This is a genomic window from Pseudalkalibacillus hwajinpoensis (genome assembly GCF_039851965.1).
GTDB classification, from domain to species: domain Bacteria; phylum Bacillota; class Bacilli; order Bacillales; family Guptibacillaceae; genus Guptibacillus; species Guptibacillus hwajinpoensis_E.
The window spans coordinates 3,345,742-3,364,515 of sequence record NZ_CP156674.1; the positions used below are offsets into that span (position 1 = coordinate 3,345,742).

Annotated in this window: 20 protein-coding genes; 15 read left to right on the top strand and 5 right to left on the bottom strand. The window is 40.3% G+C overall.

Going from position 1 to position 18,774, the window contains the following annotated elements; all coding sequences use genetic code 11:
* Positions 1–30 precede the first annotated feature (30 nt).
* Entirely contained in the window at positions 31–573 is a 543-nt protein-coding gene (locus tag ABFG93_RS17235; RefSeq protein ID WP_347549239.1) for a hypothetical protein, read from the top strand.
* A 45-nt stretch (positions 574–618) separates the two neighbouring features.
* On the opposite strand, the gene ABFG93_RS17240 is transcribed toward ABFG93_RS17235, so the two are convergent.
* Positions 619–933 (bottom strand): PepSY domain-containing protein, encoded by a 315-nt coding sequence (locus ABFG93_RS17240; RefSeq protein WP_347549240.1) that lies wholly within the window; start codon positions 931–933, stop codon positions 619–621.
* Between the two features lie 175 nt (positions 934–1,108).
* On the opposite strand from ABFG93_RS17240, the gene ABFG93_RS17245 reads away from it, so the two are divergent.
* Entirely contained in the window at positions 1,109–2,176 is a 1,068-nt protein-coding gene (locus ABFG93_RS17245) for a M42 family metallopeptidase (RefSeq protein ID WP_347549241.1), read from the top strand.
* A gap of 71 nt (positions 2,177–2,247) precedes the next feature.
* Positions 2,248–2,757, top strand: a complete 510-nt coding sequence (locus tag ABFG93_RS17250; protein WP_347549242.1) for a DUF84 family protein — start codon at positions 2,248–2,250, stop codon at positions 2,755–2,757.
* Here the strand turns inward: ABFG93_RS17250 and ABFG93_RS17255 are convergent.
* A complete protein-coding gene (locus tag ABFG93_RS17255; RefSeq protein ID WP_347549243.1) occupies positions 2,754–3,200 on the bottom strand; it encodes a YtoQ family protein in 447 nt (148 codons plus the stop codon). The two genes, ABFG93_RS17250 and ABFG93_RS17255, sit on opposite strands and share 4 nt — an antisense overlap.
* A gap of 145 nt (positions 3,201–3,345) precedes the next feature.
* On the opposite strand from ABFG93_RS17255, the gene ABFG93_RS17260 reads away from it, so the two are divergent.
* The 12 genes from ABFG93_RS17260 to ccpA all read left to right on the top strand — a co-directional run bounded on the left by ABFG93_RS17260 (position 3,346) and on the right by ccpA (position 16,175).
* The gene (locus ABFG93_RS17260) at positions 3,346–4,359 is read left to right on the top strand and encodes a PTS transporter subunit IIC (protein ID WP_347549244.1); all 1,014 of its coding nucleotides are present in this window, start codon (positions 3,346–3,348) and stop codon (positions 4,357–4,359) included.
* 16 nt (positions 4,360–4,375) lie between these two features.
* The gene (locus ABFG93_RS17265) at positions 4,376–4,690 is read left to right on the top strand and encodes a thioredoxin family protein (protein WP_347549245.1); all 315 of its coding nucleotides are present in this window, start codon (positions 4,376–4,378) and stop codon (positions 4,688–4,690) included.
* Between the two features lie 100 nt (positions 4,691–4,790).
* Positions 4,791–5,588 (top strand): DUF1444 domain-containing protein, encoded by a 798-nt coding sequence (locus ABFG93_RS17270; RefSeq protein WP_347549246.1) that lies wholly within the window; start codon positions 4,791–4,793, stop codon positions 5,586–5,588.
* Between the two features lie 26 nt (positions 5,589–5,614).
* Complete coding sequence (gene ytpR / locus ABFG93_RS17275) at positions 5,615–6,223, top strand: YtpR family tRNA-binding protein (RefSeq protein WP_347549247.1); 609 nt, start codon at positions 5,615–5,617, stop codon at positions 6,221–6,223.
* A 193-nt stretch (positions 6,224–6,416) separates the two neighbouring features.
* A complete protein-coding gene (locus tag ABFG93_RS17280; RefSeq protein WP_347549248.1) occupies positions 6,417–9,164 on the top strand; it encodes a DNA translocase FtsK in 2,748 nt (915 codons plus the stop codon).
* 145 nt (positions 9,165–9,309) lie between these two features.
* Positions 9,310–10,407, top strand: coding sequence for a nicotinate phosphoribosyltransferase (locus ABFG93_RS17285; protein ID WP_347549249.1), 1,098 nt, complete (start codon positions 9,310–9,312; stop codon positions 10,405–10,407).
* Positions 10,408–10,647: 240 nt separating this feature from the next.
* The gene (murC, locus tag ABFG93_RS17290) at positions 10,648–11,952 is read left to right on the top strand and encodes a UDP-N-acetylmuramate--L-alanine ligase (protein ID WP_347549250.1); all 1,305 of its coding nucleotides are present in this window, start codon (positions 10,648–10,650) and stop codon (positions 11,950–11,952) included.
* A gap of 314 nt (positions 11,953–12,266) precedes the next feature.
* Positions 12,267–12,710, top strand: a complete 444-nt coding sequence (locus ABFG93_RS17295) for a DUF948 domain-containing protein (RefSeq protein ID WP_347549251.1) — start codon at positions 12,267–12,269, stop codon at positions 12,708–12,710.
* Positions 12,711–12,721: 11 nt separating this feature from the next.
* Positions 12,722–13,174 carry a YtxH domain-containing protein gene (locus ABFG93_RS17300; protein ID WP_347549252.1) on the top strand — a complete coding sequence of 151 codons (453 nt, stop codon included), beginning with the start codon at positions 12,722–12,724 and terminating at the stop codon, positions 13,172–13,174.
* A gap of 95 nt (positions 13,175–13,269) precedes the next feature.
* Positions 13,270–13,605 (top strand): bacillithiol system redox-active protein YtxJ, encoded by a 336-nt coding sequence (gene ytxJ / locus ABFG93_RS17305; protein ID WP_347549253.1) that lies wholly within the window; start codon positions 13,270–13,272, stop codon positions 13,603–13,605.
* 143 nt (positions 13,606–13,748) lie between these two features.
* Positions 13,749–14,849 carry a bifunctional 3-deoxy-7-phosphoheptulonate synthase/chorismate mutase gene (locus ABFG93_RS17310; RefSeq protein ID WP_347549254.1) on the top strand — a complete coding sequence of 367 codons (1,101 nt, stop codon included), beginning with the start codon at positions 13,749–13,751 and terminating at the stop codon, positions 14,847–14,849.
* Positions 14,850–15,164: 315 nt separating this feature from the next.
* Positions 15,165–16,175, top strand: coding sequence for a catabolite control protein A (ccpA, locus tag ABFG93_RS17315; RefSeq protein WP_347549255.1), 1,011 nt, complete (start codon positions 15,165–15,167; stop codon positions 16,173–16,175).
* 45 nt (positions 16,176–16,220) lie between these two features.
* Here the strand turns inward: ccpA and ABFG93_RS17320 are convergent, their stop codons facing one another.
* From ABFG93_RS17320 to ABFG93_RS17330, 3 genes are read right to left on the bottom strand one after another with little or no spacing between them, the layout of a single operon-like run.
* On the bottom strand, positions 16,221–17,369 hold the full coding sequence (locus ABFG93_RS17320) for an acetoin utilization protein AcuC (RefSeq protein ID WP_347549256.1): 1,149 nt from the start codon (positions 17,367–17,369) through the stop codon (positions 16,221–16,223).
* The gene (locus ABFG93_RS17325) at positions 17,366–18,013 is read right to left on the bottom strand and encodes an acetoin utilization AcuB family protein (RefSeq protein WP_347549257.1); all 648 of its coding nucleotides are present in this window, start codon (positions 18,011–18,013) and stop codon (positions 17,366–17,368) included. The genes ABFG93_RS17320 and ABFG93_RS17325 overlap by 4 nt, the downstream gene beginning before the upstream one ends.
* 21 nt (positions 18,014–18,034) lie before the next feature.
* A complete protein-coding gene (locus ABFG93_RS17330; protein ID WP_347549258.1) occupies positions 18,035–18,667 on the bottom strand; it encodes a GNAT family N-acetyltransferase in 633 nt (210 codons plus the stop codon).
* Positions 18,668–18,774: the final 107 nt, after the last annotated feature.

Consider the following 18,774-nt stretch of genomic DNA (forward strand, 5'->3'; position numbering starts at 1 on the left):
TGGATAATTTGTTTGTTAGAGGAGGAGAAAATGATGAAAAAAGGTATTTTTGCACTTATTGTTGCTCTTTTGGTCGCATTTCCTTTCGCAGGTACTGCAGCTCATGCTGAAGCAGACGTTAGTGATGAAGTAAAGAAGGGCCTTGCCGGGTACCTTGCTGAAGAACATTACGATTACGACAAAGGTTCTCTCAAAATTGAAACGGCTGAAAGCTTTGAAGTTGATAGCTCAGCAGACAAAGACTTTAGTAAGGTAACAGCTGTCCTCGTTGATTTTACGACAGTGCGCGATAATATTTTCTTTGAAGATCATACGGCGGTATTATTTTATGATACCGAAGCAAATGCAGTCATTCCTGATGCAAGTATCCTTGATGTGGAAGAAGCAAGTGCGTTTAAAGATAGCCATGCAGATGTAACAGGTGAGCACCTTCATATGACGGTTATTATGGTTTTAAGTGCTTTGATGCTTATCATTCCGGCTATTATTGGTTATGTTTGGATGAAGAGAAAATACTCTACGCTCAGATTTAAACTCCAAAATAACGTTTATGAAACGAACTCTACGTTTTAATTTAATAATCAAAAGCCCCGCGCCAATAAGGCACGGGGCTTTTGATTATTGTTGCTGCAGTTCCACGAGTGTCCCTGTTTCAGCATCGACCATAAAATCAAGTTGTTGAAGCTCTCCATCCTTTTCACAGGTTAGTCCACCGGAATAAACCGTGAATGGTACATTAAACTTTTCGACTGAATCTGTTTTCATATGAATCCATGACCCTTTTACTATATAAACGGGTTTAACTGCGCTTTTCGCAGCTTTAAGGGCTTTCTCTGGTGAAATATACGTTTTCTTTGAAGCAATAGTAGCTGTTGTAATCGCGGCAGCTCCAGCACCAATAAGTGCTCCGACGAGAACATCTCTTGTATTCATAATCCAGTCTTCTCCTCCTTAAACCTATCCTAATTCGTTTCCTACTTTAGTATATCGGAAGTTCGAGCTCGGACCAAATGTTTATGCTAAAAATTCATGAGACTAGCAAGCCTTATTCAGATTCGATACAATAATACCATAGGAGCAGAAATAGGAATAATGAAAGGGGATACATATGAAAGAAGAAACGCTATCATTATTTAAAACATTAACCGAGCTACAAGGTGCCCCAGGATTCGAACACGACGTGAGGAAGTTTGTGAAGAATGAAATCTCGAAATATAGTGATGAGATTATACAGGATAATCTTGGCAGTGTGTTTGGGGTAAAACGAAATAATGGTCCAAAGATTATGGTTGCTGGTCACATGGATGAAGTTGGATTCATGGTTACTTCTATTACAGATAACGGCATGCTTCGCTTTCAACCTCTTGGTGGCTGGTGGAGTCAGGTTTTACTTGCTCAACGCGTTCAAGTTATGACGAGAAACGGTCCGGTTCCGGGCGTAATTGGCTCCATTCCACCACATCTTCTTGATGATGCGACACGTAACAAACCCATGGCGATTAAGAATATGCTAATTGATATCGGAGCAGATGACAGAGAAGACGCGGAGAAAATAGGTGTCACTCCTGGGCAGCAAATCGTGCCAGTATGCCCGTTTACGCCAATGGCAAACAATAAAAAAATCATGGCAAAAGCATGGGATAACCGCTATGGAGTTGGTCTCGCTATGGAGCTTTTAAAAGAGCTTCAGGGTGAAGAGCTTCCTAATGAATTGTATTCAGGTGCAACAGTCCAGGAGGAAGTGGGATTACGAGGAGCTCAAACAGCAGCAAACATGATTAATCCTGATCTATTCTATGCACTTGATGCAAGCCCGGCTAATGATATGACGGGAGATAAAAATGAATTTGGGCAGCTTGGAAAAGGAGCGCTTCTAAGGATTTATGATCGCTCGATGGTCACTCATCAGGGATTGAGAGATTTTGTTCTAGATACAGCGGAAAGTAACGACATTCCTTATCAGTATTTTATTTCCCAGGGTGGTACAGACGCCGGAAGGGTTCATTTATCTAACGACGGTGTCCCATCGGCTGTGGTTGGGATTTGCTCGCGCTATATTCATACATCCTCATCTATTATTCATGTTGATGATTACGCTGCAGCTAAAGAATTAATTATTAAGCTTGTGAAAACGACAAATCAGACAGCAGTCGATAGCATCAAAAAACAAGTATGATTGAAAGGGGCCGATCTGGCTCCTTTTGTTTATTGGAAGTAAGCGGCTGGATTTATATATAAGGAGGGTGTATGAAAGTGGTTCGAATTGCAGTTGGGTCAGAGAACCCAGTGAAGATCAATGCGGTGAAAGCTATTTTTGGTAATGATGTGCAAGGTCTAACTGTTCCCTCAGGTGTTTCTGAGCAACCGTGGGGTGATGACGAAACTCTTTTAGGTGCAAAAAATCGCGCAGTATCAGCTCTAAGAGAAGCGCAAGCGAATATAGGAATTGGTCTTGAAGGCGGTGTGCAGTTGATCGGTGAAACGCTTTATGTGTGTAACTGGGGAGCGCTTGTTGATGAAGAAGGCCTGGAGATCGTAGCTGGGGGAGCAAGGTTTCCTCTTCCTGAAGAGATAAAGAAGCAGTTAGCTCTGGGAGAAGAATTAGGTCCAGTTATTTCCAGGTTTGAAAGCAGGGCAGATGTTAACAAAAAGGAAGGCGCAATAGGTATTTTTACCGACGGCGCCATTAGTCGCACGGACATGTATGAACAAATTATTCAGATGTTGTTCGGGCAATATAAGTTTTACTCGAGTTAATTTGTTTCGAAAATGTAAGATAGCGCCTGCAGCGCCTGTTCAGGTGATTCCACGACAACCTGCGCTTTATTTGAGAGTTCTTTCAGTGGATGATGCAATGACTCGGGACGGATCAGAATGAGTGGCTTTTGAAGCGCTATGGCTGTTGATGCATCCATCGCACTATTCCATTGCTTGTATTTTTCACCAAATAACGCAATGACAACATCTGATTTATTGAGAAGCACCTGGGTTCTGAGGTTGTTTATTTCCGAGGCTGCTTCATCCTTAAAGATTGCATTGGGCTGTTTTCCTTTTATTTCTTCGCCAATGTTGTCAGAGCGATCATGATTTTCCATTGGACCTACAAAGTGAATAGGAAGATCGAGCTTCTTAGCTTCCTGTTTCATATCATCACGCCAGTTATCATGAATTTGTCCTGCAAGATAAACGGTCAATTCCACTAGTAACGCCTCCTTCAATATTGCTAACGGTGTTATTGTAGCATGAGTTAGAAATGATTTCCCAATAATCTGAATCCGCTATAAAGCTTAACTATGAGCTTTTGTGTATACTAAAAAAGGATCAATTGTCTGGAAGGAGAGAAAGATGAAAGCATTTTTAGAACGAAAGGGAATAATCATCTCACCGCAAGTTTACTTTGTAAAAGCGCTCAGTTATATGGCGCTTGGATTATTCTCATCCCTTATTATTGGACTTATTCTTAAAACCGTTGGAGAAAATGTATCATTCCTTGCGTTTCTTATACCAACGGGGGAACTTGCAATGAGCTTGATGGGTCCTGCTATAGGGGTGGCCGTAGCTTATGGTCTTGGAGCACCTCCACTCGTATTGTTCTCCGCTGTACTTGCTGGTGCTGCTGGTGCAGAGCTTGGTGGACCAGCAGGCAGTTATGTAGCGGCTATTGCTGCAGCAGAAGCAGGGAAACTCGTTTCAAAATCAACAAAGCTTGATATCATTGTAACGCCACTAGTTACAATTTTTGCAGGATATGGCACAGCTGCATTAGCAGGACCGGGAATCAATAAGTTTATGACTCAGTTTGGTTCGCTTATCATGTGGGCTACCGAACAGCGTCCCATCCTCATGGGTGTGATTGTAGCAATACTCATGGGGATCGCCTTAACAGCCCCTATTTCAAGTGCTGCAATTGCAATTATGCTTGGTTTAGAAGGAATTGCTGCAGGTGCTGCAACGATAGGATGTGCTGCTCAAATGGTTGGCTTTGCGGTATGCAGTTACCGAGAAAATGGATTTGGCGGCTTGATCGCTCAGGGCATTGGTACCTCCATGCTGCAAGTAGCAAATATTGTTCGAAATCCCTGGATTCTCGTTCCACCAACTTTAGCAGGAGCGGTTCTTGCACCGATTGGAAGCGGATGGCTTGGGTTATTAAACAATTCAGCTGGTGCTGGGATGGGGACGAGCGGATTTGTTGGACAAATCATGACAGTCAATGTAATGGGCCCAAGTGGAAATGTGTGGATGGCGATCATCATGTTGCATTTTATTGGACCGGCCATCATAAGTCTGCTATTATCCGAATTAATGAGAAAAAAAGGGCTTATTCGTCCTGGAGATATGAAAATAAGTACCGAGTAATCATAGGAGGATCATTATGAAGAAATTTGATAAACATGAAGAGTATTTGGAAGCTATTAAAGAAGGAAAATCAGTTTTATTGTTCTCAGCAAACTGGTGCCCAGATTGTAGAGTGATTGAGCCGTTTCTTCCGGAACTTGAAGAAAAGTATTCTGAGGTAGATTTCTACTATGTAGATCGAGATGATCACATTGAACTCTGTCAGGAAATGGACATCTTTGGGATTCCAAGTTTTGTCGCATTTCATAATGGGGAAGAAACTGGTCGTTTTGTAAGTAAGCAAAGAAAAACGCAGGAAGAGATCGAAGAATTTCTTGAAAGTGTTAAGTAATGACCCAACGAAGCTATGCCTTGCATAGCTTTATTTTTGTATTCTAGTTTTTCATGGTATGATAAAAGTGACATCTCAGGACGTTTAGGGTGGTGAAAATATGGAACCAAAAGATTTAAAACAATTGCTTGAGAAACGACTTCAGAATGAAGATCGTGAGCTTACATACAACAAAAAAGAAGAAAAACTTCGAATAGAGGATAAAGAGACTGGCAAAGGAATGAGTCTTGGTCTTAAAGGGCTCTCAGCGAAGTATGAAGAACGAAAAGAAAAGCTTTTAGATGAGGTTGTTCATCATGTAGAAGAAACACTAAAGGCGATGAAAAACTCTCAGGAATTAAGCGGTAGTGAAAATCGTATTTATCCTGTCATCCGTTCAGGTTCTTTTCCTTCAGAAACCGAGGCAGGTGTCCCATTTGTATTTAATGAGCACACCGCAGAAACGCGAATTTATTATGCTCTTGACCTGGGGAATTCTTATCGTTTAGTTGATGAGAAATGGCTGCAGAAAGAGAACTGGACGAAAGAGTCGCTCCACGAGATCTCGTTGTTTAACCTTCGTGGACTATCAACTAATATGAAAACGGACACCGTTGCAGGTAATACGTTCTATTTCTTAAATACTAACGATGGCTATGATGCAAGTCGAATTTTAAATGATTCGTTACTTGAACGCATGGCAAGCGAGGCGAAAGGTGAACTTGCTATAGCTGTTCCACATCAAGACGTCTTGATTTTTGCTGATATTGAAAATGAACGTGGCTATGATGCACTTGCTCAGCTTACAATGCATTTCTTTTCAAGTGGACTTGTCCCTGTAACAGGGCTTCCTTTCATGTATGAAGATGGAAAGCTCGAACCGATATTTATTATGGCAAAGAATAAACCAAAAAAATAATCACTGGTAAAAGGAGTACAGGAACTATGAATATGTTTTACAACAAAGAAGGCGTCGGCGACACTCTTATTGTAACAATTGGAAGTACGGAACGCGGGGATAAAGCTGTTTTGCGAAATGGGAATGTTGCTCGGATTTACAGTAAGGAAACCAACCAAACGATCGGGTATAATCTTTTTCATTTTTCAAGTGTTCGACAGTTAACAACTTCAGGGCTCGTTCAAGAAACGGAAGAGCTTGTGTCAGCTGTTAACGCAAGCATTAAAGAAAATGGCTTTAAGGATGAATTGGTATTCGATGCTTCACCTAAATTTGTTGTTGGATTTGTTGAGGAAATGGAAAAACATCCGAATGCTGATAAGTTGAATATTTGTCAGGTGAATGTTGGAGAAGAGAAGTTGCAGATTGTTTGCGGTGCACCGAACGTGGACGAAGGTCAGAAGGTGGTCGTTGCTAAGGTCGGTGCAGTCATGCCATCAGGTATGATCATTAAGGATGCAAGTTTACGTGGTGTAGAATCAACAGGAATGATTTGCTCTGCTAGAGAACTCGATCTTCCGGATGCCCCTCAAGAAAAAGGTATTCTTATCCTTCCTGATGATTATGAAATTGGTTCTGAATTCAAAACCTACTAGAAATTTTCTAGTAGGTTTTTTCTTTACGATCTTGCAGGTATAAAGAAAGTGGAACTTTTTAATGATTTCCGACGTAGAAGTACTTTTTTTTACGAAAGATTTTAGAAATAGCCTTACAATCAGAGGAGAGTTTCCGATAAAATAGAAGGATAGAGTGACGATAAAAGGGCTTAATTAGAAAAGGTGATAGTAATTGGATAATAATTGGATTAAAAAAGTATGGAATAGATTGTTTGATCTTGAAGGAGAAGAAGAAGAGGAACCGGTTGAAAAAAATAAGAATGAAGCACCAGGACTGAAACAGGAACATCGAGTGGACCGAAAGCATTCAATCGGTCGGATGGAAAGTGCTAATCGGAAAAACGAGGCCCGGGTTGTTCATCAATACCCACGAGAAGGAAATTTTCGTTTTCCATTAATTCCTGATCATTCTAATAATAGAATACCTAAAAAACAAAACAACAATGATACTGAACGAAATCAAACTGGGAACCCCAAAAAGCATTCGCATGTTGACCAGTCAAGTTTTTCTGCCCCTAAAAAGCCGATTACTGGTAATTCAACACGTAAGGTTGATACTGATTCAACCCAGAAGGGGCAGAGCAAAAAGTTCTCAGGTGTGAACTTCAAGCCTTCCGATATTCCTTCACCAATTTATGGATTTAGTAAGCGGCCCGTTGTGGAGAAGATGGAAGAGGCTGCTAAAAGTTCGGAAGAGAGCCGTTACACACCGCTGCAAGAGCATAAAATGATTGATAAATTAATCGATGATACTGAAAAGTATTCCCCTGAAAATGAATCCATGACAGTTTCTAAAGGGACGGATGAACAGATTCAGAACGATCTACCATTCAGTGTAACCAGAAAAGTTGATCCTGTAGAACCTGTTGATCAAATCGATAACTCTGAACCTGTACAAGTAACTTCTAATTCCGTAGAAAATACAACTGATGGCACGTATCAGGAGAATGAGCATATTCAAGACATGGAGGATCAGGTAGTTGAAGTAGAACATGTGATAGAACGCGAACCTGTTCAACAGGCAGAAACCGATCAGGATGACTCATCAGCTTCAACGAGCAAGCCTTTACTACAGGAAGAAGAGTCAGAAGCAAATGCTGAACCATTCATTAATGATTATGAAGCCATAGTAGATGAAAAGCATGAGCCGCAACAGGAACTTCCAGTTGAAGTGTCGTTTAATTCTATGGATATAGGTGTATCTTCCGAGTTAACTCTTTCTAGGGAATCTGAAGAAGAAACGGAAGGGTCCCAGGCTGATGAGCCTCATATTGACCTCCAGGACGAGGAAGTACAGGAGTCTGAAAATCAGCAGATGGAGAAGAATCAACTTCTTAATCCAGAGAATCAGCGTGAAGAGAGTAGAGAAAGAGAGAAGCCGGAAGTGTCAGGAAAGCGTGAGGAGAGTAGGCCAAAGCCTCAGGTTCCTTATAATGTCATGATGCTAGCAAATGATCGCAGACAACTTACGAGAAAGCCCGGTTCCTCTGCTGAATATAAACTGCCGCCTATTTCACTGCTGGACATTCCTCCTCGTAACGAGGGAAGTGACGATCAGTGGCTGGAAGATCAGAGAGAGTTGCTCGAATCAACTCTTGAGAATTTCAATGTTCAAGCAAAAGTGGTTGGTGCTACTATGGGACCGACCGTGACTCGATTTGAAGTTCAGCCAAGCCCGGGAGTAAAGGTAAATAAAATCACTAATTTGAGTGATGATATTAAGCTTAGCCTCGCTGCTAGAGATATTCGAATGGAAGCACCTATTCCGGGAAAGAATGCAATCGGCATTGAAGTGCCAAATCCAACGAGTAAGCCAGTATTTATTCGTGAAATTGTTCGAAGCGGTGCTTTCCAATCAGAAGGTTCGCTCTTAAATGCAGCGCTCGGATTTGATATTGCAGGAGAAGCAAAGATAACGGATATTCAAAAAATGCCGCATGGATTAATTGCAGGTGCCACTGGTTCAGGTAAAAGTGTTTGCATTAATTCCATTCTTGTCAGTCTGTTATTGAAAGCAAATCCTAATGATGTGAAAATGATGTTGATTGATCCCAAAATGGTGGAACTTGCGCCATACAACGGCCTTCCACATCTCGTGACACCGGTTATTAACGATGTAAAAGAAGCAACGACCGCATTAAAATGGGCAGTTGATGAAATGGAAGAACGTTATGAGAAGTTTGCTGCAGCTGGTGTTCGAGACATAACACGCTACAACGAACGCGCAATCAACCACGGTGAGCCACAGCACAAACTTCCATATATCGTTATTGTGATTGATGAACTTGCTGATTTAATGATGGTGTCTCCTCAAGATGTAGAAGATGCTATTTGTCGTATCGCACAGAAGGCAAGAGCTTGTGGTATTCACTTGCTTGTAGCAACGCAGCGACCGTCAGTTGATGTTATTACAGGATTGATAAAAGCAAATATTCCAACGCGAATTGCCTTCTCAGTATCTTCACAGATTGACTCTAGAACGATTCTAGATACAAGCGGGGCTGAAAAGCTTCTAGGTAAAGGAGATATGCTCTGTCTTGAGAACGGATCCTCAAAACCCGTTCGATTACAAGGGAACTTTGTATCGGATGAAGAGATTGAGCGCGTCACTTCGTTTGTAAGGAAACAACGAAAGCCGAATTACTTAATCCAAAAAGAAGATTTAATGAAAAAGCAGCAGTATAATGACCAGGAAGATGATTTGTTTGAAGAGGCATGTATGTGGGCAATAGATCAGGGACAGGCTTCATCCTCAGCACTGCAAAGACGTTTTCGAATTGGATTTAACCGAGCGGCAAGGTTAATCGAAATGATGGAAGAACGCGGGTTAGTCTCTGAAGCGATGGGTAGTAAGCCTAGAAGTATTCTATTAAGTAAATCTGATTTTGAAGAAACCTACCTTAAAGATATGCACGTTTAGTGCATATCTTTTCTACTTGTTTTATACAAGCTAGTTCTATATGATAAATAGTGTTAAACTAATGATAATTTATAATCAGATAAGTGAATGGTTGAACATAGAGAGCTCACATACGAATGACGAAACTACTTGAAGGAGCCCCATTATGAAAGAAATTGAACTTAAAATGCAAGGCAATATTAAAAGGCTAACAAACCACACCTTTAAATTTGATGAGCGTGTAAGAGAAGGATGGTTTTCTGCTGTTTACTTTTTGAAAACATGCGAAATTGTGGAAGAGTTCAAGCCTGACAACGTGGTAACGATGCAGTTTTTCCAAAAGCACGATGCTGTGCTTTGTGGTTCCGACGAAGCAATCGCGTTAATCAAAACGTTTGCTAAAGATCCAGAATCTCTAGAAATTCATTCTCTTAAAGATGGAGATAAAATCTCACCCTTTGAAACCGTGCTAAAGATTAAAGGACCCTACCAGAACTTTGGTTTTCTTGAAGGAATAATTGATGGTATTCTGGGCAGAAGAACCTCTGTTGCGACGAATGTTTATCATGTAGTGAAAGCAGCCCGTACTTCTGGTATCCAAAAGCCTGTTATTTTCATGGGTGACCGAGACGACCATTATACCCAACAGGCAGGCGATGGCTATGCTTCTTACATAGGTGGTTCTACCGCGCAGGCTACACATGCGATGAATGAATGGTGGGGTAAGAGGGGAATGGGGACGATGCCCCATGCGCTCATTCAATTGTTTAAAGGAGATGTTGTAGAGGCTTCAAAAGCTTACTATGCGAAATATCCCGAAGATGAGCTGATTGCGCTTGTTGATTACAACAACGATGTTGTAACAGATGCTCTTCGAGTTGCGAGAGAGTTTGGCGATACGTTAAAAGGTGTTCGCGTAGATACATCTCGTACGATGGTTGACCAATATTTCTGGCGCAACCCGGATGTTCTTGGAACGTTTGATCCTAGAGGTGTTAATGCAGAACTGATTTTTGCATTAAGAGATGCCCTTGATCGAGAAGGGTACGACCACGTCAAAATAGTAGTCAGCGGGGGCTTTACGGAAGAGAGAATTAGAACGTTTGAATCTCAAAACGTTCCGGTAGACATTTATGGAGTAGGCAGCAGTTTGCTAAAAGTTGACATTGGTTTTACGGGAGATAACGTTATTCTTGATGATGAACCCGAGGCAAAGGCAGGGAGAAAATATCGAGATAACCCGCGCTTAGAGCGTGTTGAATAAGAAAAAAGACAGGAACAAACTCCTGTCTTTTTTGGGCCAAATGTCTTCCTAAAGAGATTAACTATCCCACCTTTAAGGGACGGTAAAACCTACTCTGATGAAGGTTTTACTTTATATTGGAGGGCTGTCTCTTTTTGTGCTATAATGTAGTATTGAAAAGAAAATCAGCGCATACTTGTAATGACATCATATACTAAAGAAGATTATGTGGAGAAGAAATGAAAGTGTGGAGGTTCTGAAATGACTATATATCACTTTGTTGGCATTAAGGGATCCGGTATGAGTGCCCTTGCACAAATCCTCAATGACATGGGTTATAACGTGCAGGGTTCTGACGTAGATAAACGTTTTTTTACTCAGGAGGCCCTTGAACAAAAAGGTATCACTATTCTCCCATTTGGAGAAGAAAACATAAAAGAAGATATGATTATTATCGCCGGCAATGCATTTGATGATCAGCATGAAGAGTTAGTACAATCAAGAGAAATGAACCTTCCTGTTTATCGTTACCATAAATTCCTCGGAGATTTTATCCAAAAGTTTACCAGTATTGCTGTAACCGGCTCACATGGGAAAACATCAACAACTGGATTGCTAGCGCATGTTGTGGGCGCAGCCCAGCCAACTTCTTATCTTATTGGAGATGGTACTGGTAAAGGTGTGAAGGATAGCCAGTATTTTGTATTTGAGGCTTGTGAATATCGCCGTCACTTCTTATCATATCAGCCTGATTATGCCATCATGACAAACATTGATTTTGATCATCCTGATTATTTTTCAGATGTCGATGATGTCTTTTCTGCCTTTCAAGAAATGGCTATGTTAGTTAAGAAGGGGATCATTGCATACGGAGATGACGCGTACCTCCAGCAAATTCAAACTAAAGTACCGGTTGTTTTCTATGGTTTTGATGACCAGAATGACTTCCAGGCAACAAATATCAAGATTGATGAAAATGGTACTACTTTTGATGTACATGTTCGTGATGATTACTATCGCACATTCCAGATCCCAACTTACGGGAAGCATAACGTATTGAATGCTCTCTCGGTGGTAGCTCTCTGTCATTATGAAAACCTATCAGGGGATGCAGTTGCAGCGCAGTTAATGAACTTCAAAGGAGTTAAGCGACGTTTTACCGAAAAAGTTGTAGATGGTCAGGTTCTTATAGATGACTATGCGCATCACCCGACTGAAATTAAAGCTACAATTGAATCGGCTCATCAAAAATATCCGAATCGTGAAGTAGTGGCTATTTTTCAACCGCATACTTTTACACGAACGAAGACATTCCTTAATGAATTTGCAGACAGTTTAAAAGAAGCTGACGTTGTTTATTTATGTGATATTTTTGGATCCGCTCGAGAAGATTCTGGTCAGTTAACAATTGATGAATTAATGGATAAAATACCCAATGCACATATGATTTCTGAGGGTTCCATTCAACAATTGAATGAACACGATAGCGGGGTACTTCTCTTTATGGGTGCTGGCGATATTCAAAAATACCAGGAAGCATATGAAACTGAAAAAGCATCAATATAAGAAGGGAAGGCTGTGAGCCTTTCCTTTTTTTTGGTACGGTGACTTGACTGATCTACGCCATGGATTAAGAATTATCGTGATACTAAATATAACTAACAGAGCCATTTGTATAGTAATGAAAAGAAAAAGACGTGTTAAAGAAGCAATAGATATTGAGAATTTATTAATAAAAATATTTTAAAAAGGAATAATGTAAACTGTAACGAATTAGTAGTAGTAAGGGAGACTCATTTTATTTTTTTATGTTAAAGGTCCAACTTGTGTTTACCAGAGTTGGAATTAGGGAAGTTATGGAGAAAAGGAGGTGCCATTACATGGAGATAATTCTTTACTTAAGCGTAGCTATTATCGCAGTCGCATTTGCAGTTCTCGTTTATTTCGTTGCGCAAACATTGAAATCTTTAAAGGATACGCTTAGCAACACGGCGAAAACACTTGATAGCCTTGAGAAACAAATGAACGGCTTAACAACTGAAACTACTGCTTTGCTACATAAGACAAACCTGCTTGCAGAAGATATTCAAGGTAAGTCAGAGGCTCTTGATACTGTATTCGTACAGGTTAAAGAAGTGGGCACGTCACTTGGTAAGATGAATCATTCCCTAAAGAATATTACTGGAAAAGTAACAGAAGAGGCCGAGCGTCAATCAGAGCAGGTAACGAAAGTAGTTCAATGGGGTAACGCTGCAATGCAAATCTGGCAGAAGTGGCAAGTTAAGAAAAAAGCAACAGACCAGTATATTGATTCAAAATCCTAGGAGGTATAAACATGGCTTATAACACTAACAACGACAATAATAACAACAGTAACAACAACATTAATACGAAGGACTTTATCATCGGCTCTCTTATTGGTGGAATTGTAGGAGCAGCTGCTGCATTATTAGCTGCACCGAAATCTGGTAAAGAGCTAAGAAGCGACCTTAACCAGCAGGCAGGCGTTGTGAAAGAAAAAACATCCCACTTCCGCGATACAGCAGTAGAGCGTAGTTCAGACTTTGCTAACCGAGCAAAAGAAAAGTCAAACTCGTTTTATAAGCAGGTTTCTGACCAATCTAACAATTTAGTATCAAAGATTAAGGACAGAAATTTAGAAAGTGAAGAAAATGATGCGATTCGTGCACAAGCTGACGAAGACGTTGAAAGCTTCCAACAGGATCTAAATGATCATTTTTCTGAAGAAGAGCCTGCATCTATGGAAAGCCCAACTAAGCGCCCATAGGACATCGAAAAGGAGAAGCTATAATGCTTCTCCTTTTCTTTTTGTCCTTATGTTCTTTATAATGGAAATACAGAACATATGAGAGGGGAATTTCAATGGCCATCACAAAATTAACAACGTTAGATGAATTTAATCGTGTAAAAGAAAAAAACAATCAATTTCTATTGTTTAAAAATAGTACAACGTGTCCTATCAGTGCTCAGGCATTTGAAGAGTTTGAAAAATTCTCTGAGGGAGTAGATCAAGAAATCTATTACTTGAATGTACAAGAATCTCGTCCACTTTCTACCGAAATTGCTGAATCTACAGGTATTAAACACCAGTCACCTCAGGCCCTCATGTTTAATGACGAAGAAGTTGTGTGGAACGATTCACATTGGAGGATTACCTACACTTCCTTAACAGATGCTGCTAAACAATTTTTAAAATAAATCGGCTGTTTCAAGCCGTTTTATTTTACTGACACGATTTAATGCTTAAAAGCGTTTAAGAATTAAAAGAAAAGTAGTGACATTTCATTTTTCATCGTATATAATAACCCTAATCAGTTAAACAGATAAGGAGTGGAGATAACATGGCTAACATCCAGATTGATGAGTTGAGAGTGAAATTAGATGAGATTAACCTGCAGCTACTCGAATTAATTAATGAGCGAGCTGAATTGGCAAAAGAGATAGGTAGAGTAAAGAAAGCACAGGGAATTAATCGGTTTGATCCTGTCCGAGAGCGCAAAATGCTTGATATGCTTTCAGAGAAGAATGACGGGCCTTTTGACACTTCCACTCTGCAGCATATTTTTAAGGAAATTTTTAAGGCAAGCCTTGAATTACAGGAAGATGATCATCGCAAAGCGTTATTAGTATCTAGAAAGCGTCAACCAGACAACACGGTCATCGACATTAAAGGTGAGAAAATCGGAGCAGGCGGTCAGGTATTAATTTCCGGTCCATGTGCAGTAGAAAGCTACGAGCAGGTTGCTGAAGTAGCGAGAGCTGTAAAGAAGCAGGGCTTCAAAATGCTTCGTGGTGGAGCTTTCAAACCTCGTACATCACCATATGATTTCCAAGGTCTTGGTGAGGAAGGCCTTAAAATTTTAAAGCAAGTAGCCGATGAATATGATCTCGCAGTTGTTAGTGAGATCGTTAATCCTGCAGACATTGAAAAAGCTGTAAAATATGTTGATGTTATTCAAATTGGTGCGAGAAACATGCAGAACTTCGAACTACTTAAGGCTGCAGGTTCTGTAGATAAACCAGTTCTTTTGAAACGCGGTTTGTCAGCAACAATTCAAGAATTCATCAATGCCGCTGAATATATTGTTTCAAATGGCAATACACAGGTAATGCTCTGTGAAAGAGGAATTCGAACTTACGAAAAGGCAACGCGTAATACACTTGATATTACAGCCGTGCCGATTCTAAAGCAGGAAACTCACTTACCAGTTCTTGTAGACGTTACACACTCTACAGGTCGAAGAGACCTTCTTCTTCCAGCTGCTAAAGCAGGACTTGCGATTGGTGCAGATGGCATTATGGTAGAGGTTCATCCGGATCCTGCGGTTGCCCTATCAGATGCTGCTCAGCAGCTAGATATTCCGCAATACGAGCAGTTCGTTGATGATTTGAAAACCAGCGGGTTATTTAATCCGGCTAAAGCTACACCTTCTACTTTATAAGTAGAAGGTTTTTTTCTTGAGTCGTTTGTTAACACTATTAGCTAAGGTCAGCTTTCAATTTAAGCACCTGACGCCGCATTTTATAGATTGTCAACAAAAATTTATGTTTAAGTAAAGCAAAAAGTAATTAAATATGCTATCTTTAATACAGTATCTAATTGTGAAATATTCTACATACAAATTGTAGAGGATCATACATGATTATCAAAGCTTACTATTATTAGCGATTGTAGATATAGTATTATTTGCAGTAAACATGATAGTATCGTATCATTAAGTAAATTAAAGTCCGAAAGAGCATGAAGGAGGATCATCGTGAATACAACGATTTATGACGTAGCAAAAGAAGCGGGAGTTTCAATGGCGACCGTATCAAGGGTTGTAAATGGCAATCCCAATGTGAAGCCTGCCACTAGAAAAAAGGTACTTGAAGCAATTGAGAGGCTCGGCTATCGGCCAAATGCCGTCGCTCGTGGGTTAGCTAGCAAGAAGACAACGACAGTAGGTGTCATCATTCCGGACATCTCAAGTATCTTTTTTGCCGAGCTAGCAAGAGGAATTGAAGACATTGCTACAATGTATAAATATAACATTATATTAAGTAACTCTGATCAAAACAAAGAAAAAGAAATCCATTTACTTAATACCATGCTTGGTAAACAGGTTGATGGAATTGTCTTTATGGGTGGTAAAATTACTGAAGAGCATGTAGAGGAATTTAAGCGTTCTCCTGTACCGATTGTATTAGCAGCTACGTTAGAAAAAAGCCAGGAAATTCCATCAGTAAATATTGATTATCAGAAAGCTGCATATGAACTAGTTACTGAGTTCATTGAAAAGGGACATAAAAATATTGGACTTGTTAGTGGTCCGCTCGAAGATCCTATAAACGGAGAAGAGAAGTTCCTTGGGTATCGTCAGGCACTTGAAGATGCCGGTATGAAGGTCGATGAAGATTGTGTAGCTATAGGCGATTATACGTACGATTCTGGTATGGAAGCGATGGCGGCATTTCTTGAACAGGAAACTAAGCCAACAGCTATTTTTGCTGGAACGGATGAAATGGCTCTTGGTGTGATCCATGCAGCACAAGATAGCGGCTATAGTGTTCCTGAAGATTTTGAAGTAGTCGGGTTTGATAATACAAGACTTGCTACGATGGTACGTCCAACCCTATCAACAGTTGTTCAACCAATGTATGATATTGGTGCCGTAGCAATGCGACTACTAACGAAGCTAATGAATAAAGAGACTGTAGAAGATCAAACGGTAGTCCTTCCACATCGTTTGCAGCACCGTAATTCTACAATTCATAACGAAGAGTAGAAACAAAAAACGAGCCAGAAGTGGCTCGTTTTTTGTTTAAGCTTTTTAGTTTACAATTTGGTACAATGCTCTCTCAACAGTCAGTTTGTTTTTTTCAGTGATTTCCTGTTTTCTGGGGATAGGGTCATAAAGGTTCTTTTCGTCATGCCAATTTACAGGAAGCTCGAGAGGAGAATGAGGTTTCCAGCGTTCCAGCCATTTTTCTGGAAGACTGCCAGTAATAGAAAGTCCTTTCATTTCGAACCATATTCTGGACCACGCCCGTGGAACCACACGCCAGACGTCGTAGCCGCCTCCTCCCACTGCTATCCACTTTCCATCGCAATATTCATGAGCGAGATCATGGGCAAGTTTCGGAATAAATTCATAGCTTGCCATTGAAACAGAAAGGTGTGTAAGTGGATCGTAATAATGAGCGTCAGCTCCGTTTTGCGTGAGAATAACATCCGGTTTAAAAAAGTTAATCACTTTTCGAAAGGAGGCTTCGTATACTTCCTGAAATGATTCATCTTCTGTAAACGCGTCAATTGGTATATTAAAAGAGAAGCCATAGCCTTTACCTTGACCTTTCTCATTAATATTACCTGTACCTGGAAATAGGTAGCGACCGGTTTCATGAATTGAAAGGGTACATACATCCGGATCATCATAAAACGCCCACTGAACTCCATCACCATGATGGGCGTCCGTATCAACATAAAGAACCCTTGCTCCGTATTTTTGTTTCATATATTCAATCGCAATTGAGCTATCATTATAAATACAAAAACCCGACGCTTTGCCCCGAAAGCCATGATGTAGCCCTCCGCCAACATTTAATGCATGAGAAGATTTACCTGTCATAACTGCATCAACAGCAGTTAATGTCCCGCCGACAAGAAGTGCACTTGCTTCATGCATTTTCGTAAAAATTGGCGTATCCTCAGTGCCGAGGCCATAATTTGCTGCAATAGAGGACGCTAAGCTTCCTTTTCCTGCTTTTTTCACAGCCTCTATGTAGGCAGGATCATGAATTAAAGCAATATCACTATCCGTCGCCATACGAGGAGCGATGATTTCCTCTTTGTTTAATGCATTAACTTCGGTAAGTAGATCCTGTGTTAACTTCACCCTAATATGGTTAAAAGGGTGATCATCACTGAATTTATAGTTTAAATAGTCTGAGGAGTAGACAAAAAGAGAGTCACATTTCATTTTTTAACACCTGACATATTCGGCCAGAGTACTTCGTAGCCCTCATTTTTAATATCATTTATCACAGCAGTTGGGTTCATTGTCTGAATACGAAAAACAATATTTTTAAACTGTTCATCGTGACTGCATGGGTAAACCAGAACGCTGATGATATTAACATTTCGCTTCCTGATAATTTGGGTTATGTCAGCAAGCTTCCCTGAAACATTTGCTACCTGAACTTCGATGTGCGAACTTGGTTGATGAGCTCCTGTAAGAAGGATTAGTGTATGAAGCATATCTGTTTCAGTGACAATACCAATCACACGACGCTTATCTACGATTGGAATCGAGCTAATGCGCTGTTCGTAGAATATTGTTGATATTTCTTCTACAAAATCCAGGGGATGAGCTGTAATGACCTCTTTTTTCATAATAGAATAAAGAGGAGACTGTAGCACCTCTTTATTTGGATCCGTATCAAGAATAGAGGGACTCGCATCCTTTATATCACGGTCTGAAACAATCCCAGTTAACTCTTCTTCGTTATTAACAATCGGGAGATGCCGAATGTTTTTTTCTTGCATAACTTTAATGGCATCCGCAATTGTCTGACTTTCTTTCAATGAAAAGACGTTCCGATTCATTATTTCCTCTATGACCATGTCATCCTACTCCTTTACGGCTCAATACATGAAGCGATTATGGAATCTAAGACGATCAAATGCCTGTATCGAGTCTTGATCAATTCTGGAACCTATCTTGGCCATTAAGCAGTTAGCCGGATGAGAGCTGATTTCAGGATCGTCTGTGGCATACCATTCGAGTCCTCCAGCATTCATCATTTTTTCCATTACTTTTCGATAGTCCCAAACAGAAAGCCCGGTCCCTTTAAGGTCCCAGTGCCAGTAATACTCAGTTGTAATAACAATATAGTCATTCATGGCATCATCCATAAACGATGTTCGTAAGAGGCTTTTTCCTACCTTTGCGTTTCGATACTTTGGAATAACTTCGATTGCTCCTAATTCAAGGAGATCTTCCATATTCCCCTCAGACCATCGCTCCAACGGATCTGGGTAGAGAAATGTCACATACCCTACTATTGTTTCTCGTTCTCTTGCGACAATAATCCTGCCCTCCGGTAGCCCTGCAATTTCAACAAGCGCTTTATGCTGTTGTTCAGGGGGACGAAATGCTATGAGATCCTTATGTAAATGATAGGATGCAAGTCGGTCAGGGGAAACAGGACCTTCAATAATGAGTTTACCGTGAGGTGTATTCCATTCAATTGCGTTATATATTTTCTGATGTTCCATCTAGTCACCACCTTTAAATAATGGTCTCAGTTCTTATTATACATGAATTCGATTAAATGTAAGGGGTTTCATTATGATTTAATTACCTTTTGCAATTTGTTAAAAAA

Bases quoted from the DNA above. Each gene is read 5' to 3' on its own strand.
- ABFG93_RS17300 (WP_347549252.1), top strand. From the start codon at position 12,722: ATGGCTTATAACACTAACAACGACAATAATAACAACAGTAACAACAAC.
- ABFG93_RS17265 (WP_347549245.1), top strand. From the start codon at position 4,376: ATGAAGAAATTTGATAAACATGAAGAGTATTTGGAAGCTATTAAAGAA.
- ABFG93_RS17250 (WP_347549242.1), top strand. From the start codon at position 2,248: ATGAAAGTGGTTCGAATTGCAGTTGGGTCAGAGAACCCAGTGAAGATC.
- ABFG93_RS17270 (WP_347549246.1), top strand. From the start codon at position 4,791: ATGGAACCAAAAGATTTAAAACAATTGCTTGAGAAACGACTTCAGAAT.
- ABFG93_RS17245 (WP_347549241.1), top strand. From the start codon at position 1,109: ATGAAAGAAGAAACGCTATCATTATTTAAAACATTAACCGAGCTACAA.
- ABFG93_RS17310 (WP_347549254.1), top strand. From the start codon at position 13,749: ATGGCTAACATCCAGATTGATGAGTTGAGAGTGAAATTAGATGAGATT.
- ytpR (WP_347549247.1), top strand. From the start codon at position 5,615: ATGAATATGTTTTACAACAAAGAAGGCGTCGGCGACACTCTTATTGTA.
- murC (WP_347549250.1), top strand. From the start codon at position 10,648: ATGACTATATATCACTTTGTTGGCATTAAGGGATCCGGTATGAGTGCC.
- ABFG93_RS17325 (WP_347549257.1), bottom strand. From the start codon at position 18,013: ATGGTCATAGAGGAAATAATGAATCGGAACGTCTTTTCATTGAAAGAA.
- ABFG93_RS17330 (WP_347549258.1), bottom strand. From the start codon at position 18,667: ATGGAACATCAGAAAATATATAACGCAATTGAATGGAATACACCTCAC.
- ABFG93_RS17260 (WP_347549244.1), top strand. From the start codon at position 3,346: ATGAAAGCATTTTTAGAACGAAAGGGAATAATCATCTCACCGCAAGTT.
- ABFG93_RS17285 (WP_347549249.1), top strand. From the start codon at position 9,310: ATGAAAGAAATTGAACTTAAAATGCAAGGCAATATTAAAAGGCTAACA.
- ABFG93_RS17320 (WP_347549256.1), bottom strand. From the start codon at position 17,369: ATGAAATGTGACTCTCTTTTTGTCTACTCCTCAGACTATTTAAACTAT.
- ABFG93_RS17240 (WP_347549240.1), bottom strand. From the start codon at position 933: ATGAATACAAGAGATGTTCTCGTCGGAGCACTTATTGGTGCTGGAGCT.
- ytxJ (WP_347549253.1), top strand. From the start codon at position 13,270: ATGGCCATCACAAAATTAACAACGTTAGATGAATTTAATCGTGTAAAA.
- ABFG93_RS17235 (WP_347549239.1), top strand. From the start codon at position 31: ATGATGAAAAAAGGTATTTTTGCACTTATTGTTGCTCTTTTGGTCGCA.
- ABFG93_RS17295 (WP_347549251.1), top strand. From the start codon at position 12,267: ATGGAGATAATTCTTTACTTAAGCGTAGCTATTATCGCAGTCGCATTT.